This window comes from Sinorhizobium chiapasense, assembly GCF_036488675.1.
In the GTDB taxonomy this organism is placed as follows: domain Bacteria; phylum Pseudomonadota; class Alphaproteobacteria; order Rhizobiales; family Rhizobiaceae; genus Sinorhizobium; species Sinorhizobium chiapasense.
Genome location: NZ_CP133148.1, coordinates 4,082,187 through 4,096,831, shown reverse-complemented (window position 1 = coordinate 4,096,831; position 14,645 = coordinate 4,082,187). Strand labels below are relative to the sequence as shown.

The window sequence follows — 14,645 nt, the reverse complement described above, 5'->3', positions numbered from 1 at the left end:
GGACGCCGCCTTTTGCCGCTTGCCCTCTTCGCGCGCGGGGCGCGGCTGGCGGGTGGGGGCAGATGCCCTTTCGCCTTGCCTTGGCCTCGCTTTCGGCCTACCTGACAGAAACGTCGAATCCGGACCCGAGATGCCGCACAAGGTCTTCCTCAACCGCCTGAAACTGACTGACTTTCGCAACTACGCGACGCTGGCGCTCGACCTTGACGCGCGCCATGTCGTGCTGACCGGCGAGAATGGCGCGGGCAAGACGAACCTTATGGAAGCGGTTTCGTTTCTCTCGCCCGGCCGTGGCCTGCGCCGTGCGGCCTATGCCGACGTTGCGCGGGTTGGAGCGACCGACGGATTCTCGGTCTTTGCAGCAGTCGATGGCATGGAAGGGCCTGTGGAAATCGGCACGGGCACCGCCGGCACCGAGGATGGCCAAGCGCGCCGCCTGCGGCTCAACGGTACGCCCGCGAAGACCGTGGACGAGTTGACCGACCATCTGCGCGTGCTCTGGCTGACGCCGGCGATGGATGGTCTCTTCACCGGCCCGTCCACCGATCGCAGGCGGTTTCTCGACCGCCTGGTGCTCTCGCTCGACCCCGGGCACGGGCGGCGCGCCAGTGAGTTCGAACGCGCGATGCGAAGCCGCAACCGGTTGCTGACGGAGTTTCGGCCGGACCCCGCCTGGCTTTCGGCGATCGAGCGCGAAATGGCCGGGCTCGGAGTGTCCATGGCGCTGGCGCGCCTCGAAATGCTGGGCCTCTTGACAGCGCTTGTCGAGCGAAGCCAAACCGAGGGCACATTTCCTTCCGCGACGCTGGCGCTCTCGGGCTTTCTCGACGATCTCCACGGCCTGCCGGCCTACGATCTCGAAGAGCGGTACCTGGCGATGCTGCTGGAAGGCCGCGGCCGCGACGCCGCGGCCGGCCGCACGCTGGATGGTCCGCATCGCAGCGATCTCCTCATTCGCCACCGCGAAAAGAACATGGAAGCCGAACGATGCTCGACCGGTGAGCAGAAGGCGCTGCTGGTCGGCCTTGTGCTCGCCCATGCTCGGCTTGTCGGCGACATGACAGGCCATGCGCCGGTGTTGCTGCTCGACGAAATCGCTGCCCATCTCGACGAAGGGCGGCGGGCGGCGCTCTTCGACCTTGTCGACCGCCTTGGCGGTCAGGCCTTCATGACCGGAACCGATCGGACCATGTTTGCGGCGCTTGGCGAACGCGGCCGCTTTCTCACCGTTGCCAACGGGCATGTTTCCGGGTGAGATTCACTTTGGAATGGATGCGAGGGCGCGCCAGCGATCTTCCATCAAAACCATCATGGTCTGTCGAAAGGGGCTCCGAATGACGATCGACGCAAAGCTCGACACCGCGGAAATCGCCCGTTACGCGCGCCACATCGTCTTGCCGGAGGTGGGTGGTGCGGGGCAGCAGAAGCTAAAGGCGGCGCGCGTGCTCGTCATCGGCGCGGGCGGCCTCGGCGCGCCCGTGCTGCAGTACCTTGCCGCTGCCGGCGTCGGAACGCTCGGCGTCATCGACGACGATGTCGTGTCGCTGTCGAACCTGCAGCGGCAGGTCATTCACGCAACCGCGGATATCGGCCGGCCCAAGGTCGAAAGCGCCGTGCTGGCGATCAATGCGCTCAATCCCCACGTGACGGCCACGATGCATCACACGCGGCTCGAGGCCGGAAACGCCGAGGAGATCTTTCGCCACTACCACCTCGTCATCGATGGTTCGGACAATTTCGACACGCGTTATCTGGCGGCAGACACGGCCGACGCGGTGCAAGTTCCGCTGGTCACCGGGGCCGTCGGCCGCTTCGACGGGTCCGTCACCGTGCTGAAACCCTACGAAACCGACGCCGAGGGCCATCCAAACCCGTCTTATCGCGACCTCTTTCCCGCCCCTCCCCCGCCGGGCGTGGTTCCCTCCTGCGCCGAGGCCGGCGTGCTGGGCGCCTTGACCGGCGTCATCGGCACGCTGCAGGCGATGGAGGCGATCAAACTCATCACCGGGATCGGCGAGCCGCTCGTCGGCCGGCTGTTGCTCTACGATGCGCTCGCGGCGCAGTTCAGCACGATCCGGTATCGGCGTGGCGCGGCTTGAGGGCACCATGAGAGTGATCCGCATCGACGGTCGCTTCGATCGCTTTGAAGAACTGCTGGCACTGATCCTTGCATCCTTTGCCTATATGGATGCACGGATCGATCCGCCTTCTTCTGCGCATGCGCTGACTCCGGAAGCACTCCGTCGAAAGGCAGAAGACGAGATTGCCTTTGTCGCCCTCGCCGAGCGCCATCTCGTCGGCTGCGTGTTCTGCAGGCCGGAACCGGATTGCCTTTACATCGGCAAGCTCGCTGTCGCGCCCCCGTCACAGCGCAAGGGCGCGGGGCGTCTGCTCCTCGCCGCGGCCGAAGAAACGGCGCGCGAACTCAAACTTCCCGCCCTGCGGCTGCAGACGCGCATCGAGCTTTCCGAGAACCACGCGACGTTCGCTGCCTGGGGTTTCGTCGAGACCGGCCACACCGCTCATTCCGGCTTCACGCGGCCGACCTCGATCGACATGCGGAAAGTCGTTTAGTGCTGCCAAGCAGCGTCCAGCTGCGGCCACCTTTGCCCCTCACCCTAACCCTCTCCCCGCACGCGGGGAGAGGGGACTCAGGCGCCGCGGCATACACCTTCTCCCCGCCTGCGGGGAGAAGGTGCCGGCAGGCGGATGAGGGGCAAAACCGCTTTCTAATCCCGCCCCGGCAACACGCGATCCGGCGGACGGTGGCCGTCGAAGAAGGTGCGGATGTTGATCACCACCTTTTCACCCATGTCGATACGGCCTTCGAGAGTCGCGGAGCTCATGTGTGGCAGGAGCACCACCTTGCCTTCGCCGGCGAGCTTGACGAGCTTGGGGCTGACCGCCGGCTCGTTCTCGAAAACGTCGAGCCCAGCCCCGGCAATCTTGCCTTCCCTCAGGCACTTGATCAGCGCCGTCTCGTCGATGATGCCGCCGCGCGCCGTGTTGACGATGTAGCTGTCCGGCCGCATCAGCGCGAGGCGGCGCGCCGACAGCAAATGGAACGTCGCGGGCGTCGAGGGGCAGTTCACCGAGACGATATCGACGCGCGCAAGCATCTGGTCGAGGCTGTCCCAATAGGTCGCCTCGAGTATTTCCTCTGTCTCGGGCTTGACCCGGTGGCGGTTGTGGTAGTGGATCGAAAGTCCGAAGGCCTTGGCGCGGCGGGCGACGGCGGTGCCGATCCGGCCCATGCCGACGATACCGATGCGTTTGCCGGCGATACGGCGGCCAAGCATCCAGGTCGGCGACCAGCCCGCCCATTCCCCCTTGCGATCGGTCAGGATCTGCGCACCCTCGGCGAGCCGCCGCGGCACCGCGAGGATGAGCGCCATGGTCATGTCTGCCGTGTCTTCGGTGAGCACATTCGGGGTGTTGGTGACGGTAATGCCTCTTCGCGCGGCCGCGTCCACGTCGATGTTGTCGACGCCGTTCGAGAAGGCGGCAATCAACCTCAACTGCGGTCCCGCCTGCTCGATCAGAGCGGCGTCGATTCTGTCCGTCACCGTCGGCACGAGCACATCGACCCGCTTGACCGCGGCAACCAGCTCCGGCTGGCTGCGCGGCGTGTCGTCTACATTCAGCTCCGCGTCGAAGAGTTCGCGCATGCGGGTTTCGACGACATCCGGCAATTTCCGGGTGATGTAGACCGTTGGTTTCTTCTTGCTTGTCATCGCTGTGCGCGGCCCTCGTTCACGGGTCCTTAACCAAGTTGGGCGATAGTTTCTCCCTGTAGTCGCAATTTCTACCAGACCCGGTGGCGAAGACAAACGAAAGTCACTGCCTGACACCGGATTTGCACCCCATGCCGACGGGCCAGATCAAAGTGCGCCTTCAAGGCTTCGCCGCTATCGAAAAATGAGCTTCGTCATGCGTGATGTCGTTTCCAGCTTCTCGACCGTGTTGGTAGCCGCCTTCATCGGGATGGCCGTGATGACCTCCGGCGCCTTTGCCCAGGCGGCGAAAGGCGCGAGCGGCCTGCCGCTGCCGCGTTTCGTCAGCCTGAAATCGAAGAGCGTCAACCTACGAATTGGTCCAAGCCTCGACTACGCGGTCGCCTTCCGCTACCTCAAATCGGGCGTGCCGGTGGAAATCATCCAGGAATATGACAACTGGCGCCGTATCCGCGACGCGGACGGGACGGAGGGCTGGGTGAACCAGGCGCTGCTTTCCGGCGACCGGACTGCGCTTGCCGCCCCGTGGATGCGCGGCAAGGGCGAAGGCATTTTCGTCAACCTCCGGCGCGATCCTCAAAGCACGGCGCCGATCGTGGCGCGGATGGAACCGGGCGTTGTGCTGCAGATCGGCGAATGCAATGGCGATTGGTGCCACGCCGAAACGCAAGGCGTCGAAGGCTGGATCGCGCAAGGCGAGATCTGGGGCGCCTATCCGGGCGAAGCCTTCAAGTAGGGTCCGCCCGGCGTCGCTGTTACGCGCCCACTGCGCCCCGCGCGTCCTTTCCGACGCGCCCAGATAGGCGGGCAATTCAGACGAGGCCCGCTTCCTTGGCGGCGGCGGCAAGCGATATCATCGGACGCGGGCCGATCTGGCCGATGACGATACCGGCTGCGAGATTGCCAAGCTTGCTGCAAATCTCGAGCGAACGCCCCTGCGTGTAGCCGTGGAGGAACCCGGCCGCATAAAGGTCGCCAGCACCCGTCGTGTCGACAACCTGCTCGACCGCCTTCGCCCAGACGCGCACGCACTCGTCGCCACGAACGACGACGGAGCCCTCTTCGCTCAGCGTGACCGCTGCAAGCTTGCAGTCCTTCGCGAGCGCCGTCAGCGCCGCGTCGAAATCCTCCGTCTCGTAAAGCGCCAGGGCTTCCTGCCTGTTGGCAAAAACGATGTCCACGGTGCCGGAGCGCATCAGATCGAGGAACTCGTCGCGATAGCGATGGACACAGAAACTGTCCGAGAGCGTCATGGCCATTTCGCGGCCGTTGGCATGGGCAATTCGAGCCGCCTCGCGGATCGCATCCTTGGCGCGCGGCGGGTCCCACAAATAGCCCTCGAAATAGGTAACCTTGGCTTGCGCGACCACATCTTCCTCGACGTCTTCGGGGCCGAGCTCAACGCAGGCGCCGAGATAGGTGTTCATGGACCGTTCGCCGTCTTCCGTCACAAAGATCATCGAGCGCGCGGTCGGCGGCAGACTTTCGAGCGGCTTCGTCTGGAAATAGACGCCCTGCGCGCGGATATCGTGCGTAAAAATATCACCGAGCTGATCACTGGCGATCTTGCCGAAATAGGCCGCCCGCCCGCCAAGGCTAGCGACACCGGCTGCGGTGTTGCCGGCGCTGCCGCCGGAGGCCTCAACCGCCGGGCCCATCCGCGAATAGAGCAACTCGGCCCGATCCGTGTCGATGAGGTTCATCGCGCCCTTGATGATACCGTTCTCCACAAGAAAGCTGTCATCGCAGCGCGCAATGATATCGACGATCGCGTTGCCGATCGTCAGCACATCGTATTTTGTCATGAACTCCGTCCGGTTTCCTGAAGTGACCGGTCTCCGTTAATACCGGTTTTCCGCCCATTTGGAAGACGCAACACGAAAATGCCGTCAACCGGCGACGGGCACGACCTGCGGCGGCAGCTCGATCAATGGGGCCGGTATATCGCAAGTTTTTTCCGGTGACTTGCAGAGGTCTGCGATGACACAGCGCTCGCATTCCGGTCGGCGCGCCTTGCAAACGTAGCGGCCGTGCAGGATCAGCCAATGGTGGGCGTGGTAAAGATAGGCCTCCGGGATGACGCGCAGCAGATGAGCCTCCACTTCGTCCGGCGTCCTGCCCGGCGCGAGAAGAATGCGATTGGCGATGCGGAAGATATGGGTGTCGACGGCGATCGTCGGCTGGCCGAAAGCCATGGACAAGACGACATTGGCGGTCTTGCGCCCGACGCCCGGCAGGGTCACCAGTTCTTCCCGCGTGCGGGGTACCTCACCGCCGAAATCGGCGATCAGTTTTTCCGAGAGCGCGATGACGTTTTTCGCCTTGTTGCGGTAAAGTCCGATCGTCTTGATATAGTCCCGAAGCTTCTCCTCACCCAACGCCAGCATCTTTTGCGGCGTATCGGCGACGGCAAAGAGCGCCCGCGTCGCCTTGTTGACGCCGGCGTCGGTTGCCTGGGCCGAAAGCGCGACCGCCACCACCAGCGTGAACGGGTTGACGTGTTCGAGTTCGCCCCTCGGCTCGGGGCGCTGCACGGAGAAGCGACGGAAGATCTCCTCGATCTCGGCAGCGCCGTAGGCACTGCGTTGCCGCGCCCGGGCCAAGCGGGCTGTCGTTGCGTTCGATTTTGACGGTTGCTTCGGCGTTTTCAGCTTCACGTTTTTCATGCGGCATCTATAGTCATTGGTCATGACCGAAGGCAACGCCGAGACCTCCATCAACGACCAGCCGATCTTCGCGGCCGAGCTCACGCCCTACCGTTCGCTCGGTCTCAAGGGGTTCAAAGTCCTCCTTATGATCGCAGGCGCGATGAGCCTCGTGCACGTATTCGTTTTCCTGGTCATCGGCGCATGGCCGATCGTCTTCTTTTTCGGCCTAGATTTCGTCCTGCTTTTCGGCGCCTTCTGGCTAAACTATCGTTCCGCACGCGCCCGGGAAGAGGTCAGCATCTCGCGGACCGACGTTTCCGTTAAGAAATTCACGCCATCGGGGCGAATGATCGAGCATCGCTTCAATCCCTTCTGGGCACGGTTCAGCATCAGGCGGCACCAGGAGATTGGCATCGTTTCGATGTGGATCATCGGTGGCGGCCGCCAGACCGATATCGGCTCCTTCCTCAATCGCGACGACCGCGAAACCTTCGCGCTCGCCTTTGCCCGCGCGCTCGCGACCGCCCGCCGGCGCTGACGTTTGAAACAACGCAGTTGCGGACGGAAAAACGCTACACACGTTTCTGACATGCCCACAAGAATCGGGTGGTTATCTGCCCGCCACATGACTACCTGTAGGCTGACAGGAGGCGATCATGAACGTTGTTACATCCATTCCGACCGACATCACTCCCGAAGGCACCGATTACGATACGGTCAGCCGCGTGATCGAGATGCTGACGGAGGATTACCGCGACCAGCCGTCGCTTGAAACCGTCGCCAGCCGCCTTGGCCAGTCGCCGACCCAGTTGCAGAAGACCTTCACCCGCTGGGCAGGGCTTTCGCCCAAGGCCTTTCTCCAGGCCGTGACGCTCGACCACGCCAAGCGGCTGCTGCGGCAGGAAGACATGCCGTTGCTGGAGACCAGCATCGAGGTAGGCCTGTCCGGCCCCAGCCGCCTGCACGACCTGTTCGTCACGCATGAGGCGATGTCACCCGGCGAATGGAAGGCGCGCGGCGAAGGGCTTACCATTCGCTACGGCTTCCATCCCTCGCCCTTCGGGACCGCGCTCGTCATGGTCACCGAGCGCGGCCTTGCCGGACTTGCCTTTGCCGATTCCGGCGAGGAAGTGTCGAGCTTCGACGATATGGCCCGCCGGTGGCCGAAGGCGAGCTATGTCGAGGATAGTGCGGCGACGGCGCGCTATGCCGCCCGCATCTTCAATCCGGAGCGCTGGTGTGCGGAGGAGCCGCTGCAAATCTTCCTGATCGGCTCGGATTTCCAGATCCGGGTGTGGCAGGCACTGCTCAACATCCCGCTCGGAAAGGCGACCACCTATTCGAAGATCGCCGACGAGATCGGCCAGCCGACCGCTTCGCGCGCCGTCGGCGCGGCCGTCGGACGCAACCCGATCTCCTTCGTCGTGCCCTGCCACCGTGCGCTCGGCAAGAGCGGCGATCTCACCGGCTACCACTGGGGCCTGACGCGCAAGCGCGCGATCCTCGGCTGGGAAGCGGGCAGGGCGTGAGGCCTTGAGTCGATTACGTCAGGGTCGCCCCTCATCCGGCCTGCCGGCCTCCTTCTCCCCGCAAGCGGGGCGAAGGAGACTCGCGACCTCGTCTCAATCCCCTCTCCCCGCGCGCGGGGAGAGGACTACTGCATGTTTCCTTAAATCGTACCCGATTTGAGGACAAAAACATGCCGCAATTCCAACTGCTGCAGCGTCCTTTGCGCGTCTGATAAGACGCGCGGCGCTGTAGCGTGAGGGGCAAACCTTATGCAGCCGACGGCACGAATCAATGCGCGCCGGACATGTCGCCCAGCACTTCCTTCGAAGCGACGGTGGAATCCGCTTTCAGCTTGTAGACCATCGGCACCCCGGTCGCGAGGTTGAGCTTGAGGATCTGTTCCTTTGTCAGCTTGTCGAGCACCATCACGAGCGAACGCAGCGAGTTGCCGTGGGCGGCGATCAGAACCTTCTGGCCCGAAAGCACACGCGGCAGGATGTCGGTGAGATAATAGGGCCAGACGCGTGCGCCGGTGTCACGCAGGCTCTCGCCGCCGGGCGGCGGGACATCATAGGAGCGGCGCCAGATATGCACCTGCTCCTCGCCCCATTTGGCACGCGCGTCGTCCTTGTTGAGGCCGGAAAGATCGCCGTAATCGCGCTCGTTCAGCGCCTGGTCGCGAATGGTTTCAAGCGAGGACTGGTCGACGGCGTCAAGCACGAACTGGCAGGTGCGCTGAGCGCGGACAAGCGAAGAGGTGAAGGCGATGTCGAACTTGATGCCGTACTCGGCGAGCGCCTTGCCGCCGGCTTTTGCTTCCTCGACGCCGAGCTCGGTCAGGTCCGGGTCACGCCAGCCGGTGAACAGGTTCTTCAGGTTCCAATCGCTCTGGCCATGCCGAACGAGGACGAGGGTGCCGCTCATTTCATTTCCTCTTGAAAGATTTGAATGTCAGTTGAGCCCGAGAACGTCGAGCATGGAATAGAAGCCGGGCTTCTGGCTGCGCCCCCAAAGGGCCGCGGTGACCGCGCCGCGCGCGAAGATCGAGCGATCCGTGGCGCTGTGGGAGAGAGTGACCTGCTCGCCCTCGCCGGCGAGAATGACGGAATGTTCACCGACGACGGAGCCGCCGCGCAGCGTCGCAAAACCGATCGCCCCTTCCGGCCGTGCTCCGGTGTGGCCGTCCCGAACCCGCACGGAATGATCCGCGAGCTCGATGCCGCGGCCCTTTGCCGCCGCCTCTCCGAGCAGGAGCGCCGTGCCCGACGGGGCATCGACCTTGTGCTTGTGATGCATCTCCAGAATTTCGATGTCCCAGTCCGCCGCCTTGAGCGCGCGCGCCGCCTGCTGCGTCAAAACGCCGAGAAGATTGACGCCGAGGCTCATATTGCCCGACTTGATGACGCGCGCGTGCCGCGCCGCTGCGCGGATCTTTGCCTCGTCGTCAGCCGAGCAGCCGGTGGTGCCGATGACGTGGACGATGCGGGCCTGCGCCGCCAGCCCGGCGAATTCGACCGTGCCCGCCGGGGACGTGAAATCGAGAACGCCCTCCGCCTCGACAAAGGCCTCGAGCGGCTTGTCGGTGATGGCGACATCGATCGGCCCGAGCCCGGCGAGTTCGCCGGCGTCACGGCCAAGGAAGGGCGAACCCGGCCGCTCCACCGCGGCGTGGAGACACACGCCGGCCATGCCATGAACGATCCGGATCAGTGTCTGGCCCATCCGGCCGGCCGCGCCGACCACCACGAGCTTCATATCCGTTTCGCTCATCGTCAAATTCCCTTGGCTTCTATAGGATTGCGTCTTCCGCCGTCATGTCCGAGGCGCTGCCCTGCAGATTGTGCAGCCGAGCGTAGAGACCGTCCGGACGCTGTGCAAGCTCGTCATGCGTGCCCTCCTCGACGACCGTGCCATCCTTCATGACGATGATCTTGTCGGCGTTGACGACGGTCGAAAGCCGGTGAGCGATGACGATGACGGTACGGCCGCTCATCGCCCGATCGAGCGCCTTCTGCACTGCAGCCTCGGATTCGGTATCGAGGGCGGAGGTCGCCTCGTCGAGCAGGAGGATCGGTGCATTGCGCACAAGTGCGCGGGCGATCGACAGCCGCTGGCGCTGGCCGCCCGATAGCGTTACGCCGTTCTCGCCGACCGGCGTATCGTAGCCCTGCGGCTGCGCCAGGATGAAATCGTGGGCGTAGGCGAGCCGTGCCGCCTCCTCGATTTCCGCATCCGTGGCTTCCGGCCGGCCATAGCGAATGTTGTCGCGGATCGAGCCTTCGAAGAGGTATGGCTGCTGCGAGACATAGGCAAGGCCATTGCGCAGCGACTGCTTGGTCACGCCCGCAATGTCCTGCCCGTCGATGAGAATCTGCCCCGACTTCGGATCGTAGAACCGCGGGATAAGGCTGATGATGGTCGATTTTCCGGCACCCGAAGGGCCGACCAGCGCCGTCGTCTTGCCGCCCTCGGCAAGGAAGCTGACGCCCTTCAGGATCTCGTCGCCGCTGCCGTAGGCGAAGCGCACGTCGCGCAGTTCGATGGTCGCTTCGCCGAGCTTGATTTCGGTCGCGTCGGGACGGTCGCGCTGGTGCGGCATCGTATCGAGAATCTCGTAGATCATGCGCGCGTTGACGGCGGCGCGCTCCAGCGACACCTGCAGGCGCGCGAGACGCCGCGCCGGGTCATAGGCCATCAAGAGCGCGGTGACGAAGGCGAAGAACGCGCCCGGCGGGACGTTGCCATAGATCGTGCGGAAAGCCGAATAGGCAAGCACCGACGATATCGCCAGGCCGGCGAAGGTTTCCGTCATCGGTGCCGTGCGTTCGCTGAGCCGCGCGATCCGGTTTGCCCGGTTTTCCGCCCGGTCGATGATCGTCTCGACCTTGCGTCGCAATTCGTTTTCCATCGTGAAGGCCTTGACGATGGAAATACCCTGGATCGTTTCCTGCATGGCGCCGAGCACGCGGCTGTTGACCTCGACGGCCTCGCGCGTCGCCAGGCGCAGGCGCTTCGAGACATAACGCAGGCCGAGAAGCAGCGGCGGCGCGACGAAGAAGACGATGAGCGAGAGCAGCCAGTCCTTGCTGAACATGACGCCGACAAGCCCGATCAAGGTCAGGAAATCGCGCGCGATCGACGTCACCGTCATGTTGAGCACGTCGCGGATGCCGCTGACATTCTGGCTGATCTTGGCGGCAAGCTGCGCCGAGCGCATGTCATGGAAATAGCCGACGCTGAGCGCCATCAGATGGGCGTAAAGCCGGCGCTGGTAGCGCGCGACGATATTGTTGCCGATCTTCGAGAGCGCGACCGCCTGCCCGTATGTCGCCAGACCACGCAGGACGAAGGCCGCGAAGATCGCAACGCAGATCCACAGGACGATGTCGGCACGCCTGTTGGCAAAGGCCTCGTTGATCACGGTTTCCATGATCCAGGCCGTGAAGCCGGTCGTCGCCGCCACGACCATCAGGCAGGCGATGGCGAAGGCATAGCCCCGGATGTGGTCGCGGCCGTTTTCGGCAATGACGCGCCTCAGGATCCCGGTAATCGTGTCGGAATCGACTGCGCGCTGTTTTCTATTCTTGGCGTCCAATAAGCCCGTCTTCCCTGAGCTCGCTCTAGATCACGATGATTTTAGGTCGAATCGACCTAAAATCATGAACGTGATCGATTCCAATAAGTTAGAGCGGGATGCGGGCGGAAAACCGCGCACACTTTTCCTCATCCCGCTCTAGCGTTCCCTGTACCGGCATCGCCCGCCCGGGCTCTATAGTGCTTTGATGCCGGTTTGGCGAGTCTTTGCGAACATTCGGCCGGTCAGCTTCTCCAGCGCCGTCCCTCCATTGCAACACCAAAGTCTCTCGGCGTGCGCGCGAAGGCGGCGAGACCGGAAAGTGCGGCCATCGGATGGACGACGGCGAAAGTCGGTATCGTTCGCATCAGTGCGGAATGCGGCGCTTTGTCCTCGAAGGCCGCACGGAATTCCGGCCGCATCAAAGCCGGCAATATCTTCTGCGAGATGCCGCCGGCCAGGAACACGCCGCCGCGTGCCATGAAGATCAGCGCCATGTCGCCGGCGACGCGGCCAAGATAGGTGCTGAAAAGCGATACCGTCTCGACGGCCGCCGGATCCGAGCCGGAAAGCGCGCTGGTCGTCACCGCCGCCTGGTCGGGAAGCACCGGCTCCTCGCCATTGGCGGCGCAGACCGCCCGGTAAAGGTTCATGATGCCGCGCCCGCACAGGATCTGCTCGCCCGCCATGCGACCTTCGATCGGCTCCAGGAACGGCCAGATCCGGAAATCGCGCTCGGTGCGCGGACCGATGTCGACATGACCGCCCTCGCCGGGCACGGGGATCCAGGTGTGCTGCGCGAAAACCAGGCCGGCGACGCCGAGCCCCGTTCCGGGGCCGAGCACGACGCGCGACGTCGATGGGCGGACGCTGCCGCCGCCGATCTGGACGAGATCCTCGTCGGCGGGCGTGGCGACGGCGAGCGCCTGCGCCTCGAAGTCGTTGATGATCAGCACGTCGGCGAGGCCGAGGCTCGCCAGCATGTCCTTCGGCCGAATCACCCAGCCGGCATTCGTCAGCGGAATTTCGTCGCCCTTGATCGGGCCTGCGACCGCCAGGATCGCCGAGCGCGGCTGAACGGACGTCTTGTCGAGGATGCTCTTCTGCATCGCCTCCTCGATCGTCGCGAAATCGCCCGTCTTGATCGGTGGCAGCTGCTTCGGTTCGGCATAGGTATCGACCAGCAACGCGAAGCGCGCATTCGTTCCACCGATATCGCCGATCAAAATCGGAAAGGGAAAGCTGTGGTCACTCGCACTGAGCATTGCAAAGTCCGTCCTGATCGCGGTCATGGAATCTTCGAAACTGTGTATCAGTCGCGCCTGAAGGCGATCAACTCTTCCGCCGTCGCGCGGTTGAGCGCCATCGGGATGTCGTAGACGATCGCCAGGCGCATCAGCGCCTTGACGTCGACATCATGCGGCATGGCCGTCAACGGATCGACGAAAAAGATGAGGAAGTCCACGTCGCCAGTAGCGATCATCGCGCCGATCTGCTGGTCGCCGCCGAGCGGTCCGCTTTTGAGCCGTGTGATATCGAGCCCGGGACACGCGTCGAGAACGCGGCCGCCGGTCGTGCCGGTGGCGACGATCTTCCATTTGGACAGCACCGCCTCGTTTTCTTTTGCAAACGCGGCAAGATCATCCTTCTTCTGATCGTGGGCAATCAGCGCAAGACATTTCCGATCCGCCATGCAGCCTCTCCAGCATCAGTTTTAAATCGATTTGAAAGCCCTATACATGAGCATCGCGCGATTGGAAAGGCAGCAGGGCCGCACACCATCTTGCCGGCCCTCGTAAGGGCGCCTCCGTCCGGACGGCTATTGCAGCGCGGGACGCGGCAGCGGAACCGGAATGTTTTCCAAAGGCGCAGCGGCCGCGGCACCGATGACGGCTTCGATGCTCGTCGCGGCGGCGGGAACGGCGGTTGCAGCGCGGTAGGCCGTGCCGTAGGTCGCTTCCTGTTCGGAAGCCGGCGCCGGACCGTCGAGCACCAGGGCGCAAGCCTTCGGCAGATCCGAGAGCTTCGCGAATTTCGGCTTTGGCGGCTTCTCGCCGGGCTTCTTCTTCGGCTTCGCCCACGGCTCGTCGGTGAACCACCAGGCGAGCGACTTGTCGCAGCCGTCACCGGCCGGCACGCGCGCCTGGCCCTTGCAGCCGACGGATCCTTCGGGGCACTTGATGCGAATGTGGAAATGATAGTCGTGGCCATAGATCGGCCGGACCTTGCCCAGCGCCGAGCGGTCACCCTTCCAGGTGTCGCAGAGCTTCTTCTTGATCGCCGGATTGACGAAGACGCGCTCGACCTGGGGATAGCTTGCCGCCATCATGATCAGCCGTGCATGCGCGGGGGTCCATATGGACGGATCGACTGTGAGGAACTTGTTCTTCTGCAGCATCGAGGTCGCGGAATTCGATTCGCGCTCCTCATAGCTCAGCGTCTTCTGCGGCATCGGTGTCAGCCAGATATCGGCGTCGAGGCCGATCTGGTGCGATGCGTGGCCGGAGGTCATCGGGCCGCCGCGTGGCTGCGATATGTCGCCAAGCAGGAGGCCCGGCCAGCCGATCTTCTCGGCTGCGTCGTGCGAAAAGCGCTCGATCAGCGAGATCATTTGCGGGTGGCCCCAGCGTCGATTGCGCGACAGGCGCATTGCCTGCCAGGTCGGGCCGTCCGTCGGGATCGCGACCCCGCCCGCCAGACAACCCTTCGCATAAAAGCCGTAGGACGAAGGAGCCATCGCCGCTGGCAACGCCTTGGCGCCAAAGAGCTCCTTCGCAGGCGTTCCGTCAGCCGACGCGGCGTCGGTGGCCAGAAGGCTCGCGCCCACGATCAAGCCCAACATTGCCGAACCGCAGCGTCGAAAGGCGGCCGCTATTTCAAGTCCCATTCCAATCCCCCGATCGGCGTAGCACCGGTATCCCACGCAATCTGCGCTCGCCCTATCCCGAATCACCGCACTTGCCCGAGCCTACAGTGCCGCGCGTCCGACGCGCAAAGGTCGCTGTAGCACCCTGAATTGCTGCATGATTTCGTCCTTAAATCGATCCCGATTTAAGGAATCATGCAGTAACTGATCACCCGGATGTGACTCAAAAATTTCGCCGGTTTTTGGGCAAGTCCTGTCAATTGCCCTGATTTCGCCTATTCTGATTCGAAAGATTACCGAACCATAAAGGGGAA

Annotated in this window: 15 protein-coding genes; 6 read left to right on the top strand and 9 right to left on the bottom strand. The window is 63.7% G+C overall.

Going from position 1 to position 14,645, the window contains the following annotated elements; genetic code table 11:
* Window positions 1–130: 130 nt before the first annotated feature.
* The 3 genes from recF (at window position 131) to RB548_RS19410 (ending at window position 2,574) form a co-directional block, all read left to right on the top strand.
* Complete coding sequence (gene recF / locus RB548_RS19420) at window positions 131–1,255, top strand: DNA replication/repair protein RecF (RefSeq protein ID WP_331372827.1); 1,125 nt, start codon at window positions 131–133, stop codon at window positions 1,253–1,255.
* 79 nt (window positions 1,256–1,334) lie between these two features.
* Window positions 1,335–2,099 (top strand): molybdopterin-synthase adenylyltransferase MoeB, encoded by a 765-nt coding sequence (locus RB548_RS19415; protein WP_331372826.1) that lies wholly within the window; start codon window positions 1,335–1,337, stop codon window positions 2,097–2,099.
* Between the two features lie 7 nt (window positions 2,100–2,106).
* Complete coding sequence (locus RB548_RS19410) at window positions 2,107–2,574, top strand: GNAT family N-acetyltransferase (RefSeq protein ID WP_331372825.1); 468 nt, start codon at window positions 2,107–2,109, stop codon at window positions 2,572–2,574.
* A 155-nt stretch (window positions 2,575–2,729) separates the two neighbouring features.
* Here RB548_RS19410 and RB548_RS19405 read toward each other — a convergent pair whose 3' ends face one another.
* Window positions 2,730–3,734 carry a 2-hydroxyacid dehydrogenase gene (locus RB548_RS19405; RefSeq protein WP_331372824.1) on the bottom strand — a complete coding sequence of 335 codons (1,005 nt, stop codon included), beginning with the start codon at window positions 3,732–3,734 and terminating at the stop codon, window positions 2,730–2,732.
* A gap of 184 nt (window positions 3,735–3,918) precedes the next feature.
* Here RB548_RS19405 and RB548_RS19400 point away from each other — a divergent pair, with 184 nt between their 5' ends.
* Window positions 3,919–4,470 carry an SH3 domain-containing protein gene (locus RB548_RS19400; protein WP_331372823.1) on the top strand — a complete coding sequence of 184 codons (552 nt, stop codon included), beginning with the start codon at window positions 3,919–3,921 and terminating at the stop codon, window positions 4,468–4,470.
* A gap of 76 nt (window positions 4,471–4,546) precedes the next feature.
* On the opposite strand, the gene RB548_RS19395 is transcribed toward RB548_RS19400, so the two are convergent.
* Window positions 4,547–5,539 carry an adenosine kinase gene (locus RB548_RS19395; protein WP_331372822.1) on the bottom strand — a complete coding sequence of 331 codons (993 nt, stop codon included), beginning with the start codon at window positions 5,537–5,539 and terminating at the stop codon, window positions 4,547–4,549.
* Between the two features lie 84 nt (window positions 5,540–5,623).
* Entirely contained in the window at window positions 5,624–6,400 is a 777-nt protein-coding gene (gene nth / locus RB548_RS19390; RefSeq protein ID WP_331372821.1) for an endonuclease III, read from the bottom strand.
* 22 nt (window positions 6,401–6,422) lie between these two features.
* Between nth and RB548_RS19385 the strand changes: the two genes are divergently transcribed.
* Both RB548_RS19385 and RB548_RS19380 read left to right on the top strand, forming a co-directional pair.
* Window positions 6,423–6,920 carry a DUF2244 domain-containing protein gene (locus RB548_RS19385; RefSeq protein ID WP_331372820.1) on the top strand — a complete coding sequence of 166 codons (498 nt, stop codon included), beginning with the start codon at window positions 6,423–6,425 and terminating at the stop codon, window positions 6,918–6,920.
* Window positions 6,921–7,038: 118 nt separating this feature from the next.
* Complete coding sequence (locus tag RB548_RS19380) at window positions 7,039–7,911, top strand: bifunctional helix-turn-helix domain-containing protein/methylated-DNA--[protein]-cysteine S-methyltransferase (RefSeq protein WP_331372819.1); 873 nt, start codon at window positions 7,039–7,041, stop codon at window positions 7,909–7,911.
* A 268-nt stretch (window positions 7,912–8,179) separates the two neighbouring features.
* On the opposite strand, the gene RB548_RS19375 is transcribed toward RB548_RS19380, so the two are convergent.
* The 6 genes from RB548_RS19375 to mepA form a co-directional block, all read right to left on the bottom strand.
* The gene (locus RB548_RS19375) at window positions 8,180–8,815 is read right to left on the bottom strand and encodes a 2,3-bisphosphoglycerate-dependent phosphoglycerate mutase (RefSeq protein WP_331372818.1); all 636 of its coding nucleotides are present in this window, start codon (window positions 8,813–8,815) and stop codon (window positions 8,180–8,182) included.
* A 27-nt stretch (window positions 8,816–8,842) separates the two neighbouring features.
* Window positions 8,843–9,661 (bottom strand): 4-hydroxy-tetrahydrodipicolinate reductase, encoded by an 819-nt coding sequence (dapB, locus tag RB548_RS19370; protein ID WP_331372817.1) that lies wholly within the window; start codon window positions 9,659–9,661, stop codon window positions 8,843–8,845.
* 19 nt (window positions 9,662–9,680) lie between these two features.
* On the bottom strand, window positions 9,681–11,486 hold the full coding sequence (locus RB548_RS19365; RefSeq protein WP_331372816.1) for an ABC transporter ATP-binding protein: 1,806 nt from the start codon (window positions 11,484–11,486) through the stop codon (window positions 9,681–9,683).
* A 224-nt stretch (window positions 11,487–11,710) separates the two neighbouring features.
* The gene (locus RB548_RS19360) at window positions 11,711–12,730 is read right to left on the bottom strand and encodes a glucokinase (protein WP_331375023.1); all 1,020 of its coding nucleotides are present in this window, start codon (window positions 12,728–12,730) and stop codon (window positions 11,711–11,713) included.
* A 47-nt stretch (window positions 12,731–12,777) separates the two neighbouring features.
* Entirely contained in the window at window positions 12,778–13,158 is a 381-nt protein-coding gene (locus RB548_RS19355; protein WP_331372815.1) for a methylglyoxal synthase, read from the bottom strand.
* 126 nt (window positions 13,159–13,284) lie between these two features.
* A complete protein-coding gene (gene mepA, locus RB548_RS19350; RefSeq protein ID WP_331372814.1) occupies window positions 13,285–14,352 on the bottom strand; it encodes a penicillin-insensitive murein endopeptidase in 1,068 nt (355 codons plus the stop codon).
* Between the last annotated feature and the right edge of the window lie 293 nt (window positions 14,353–14,645).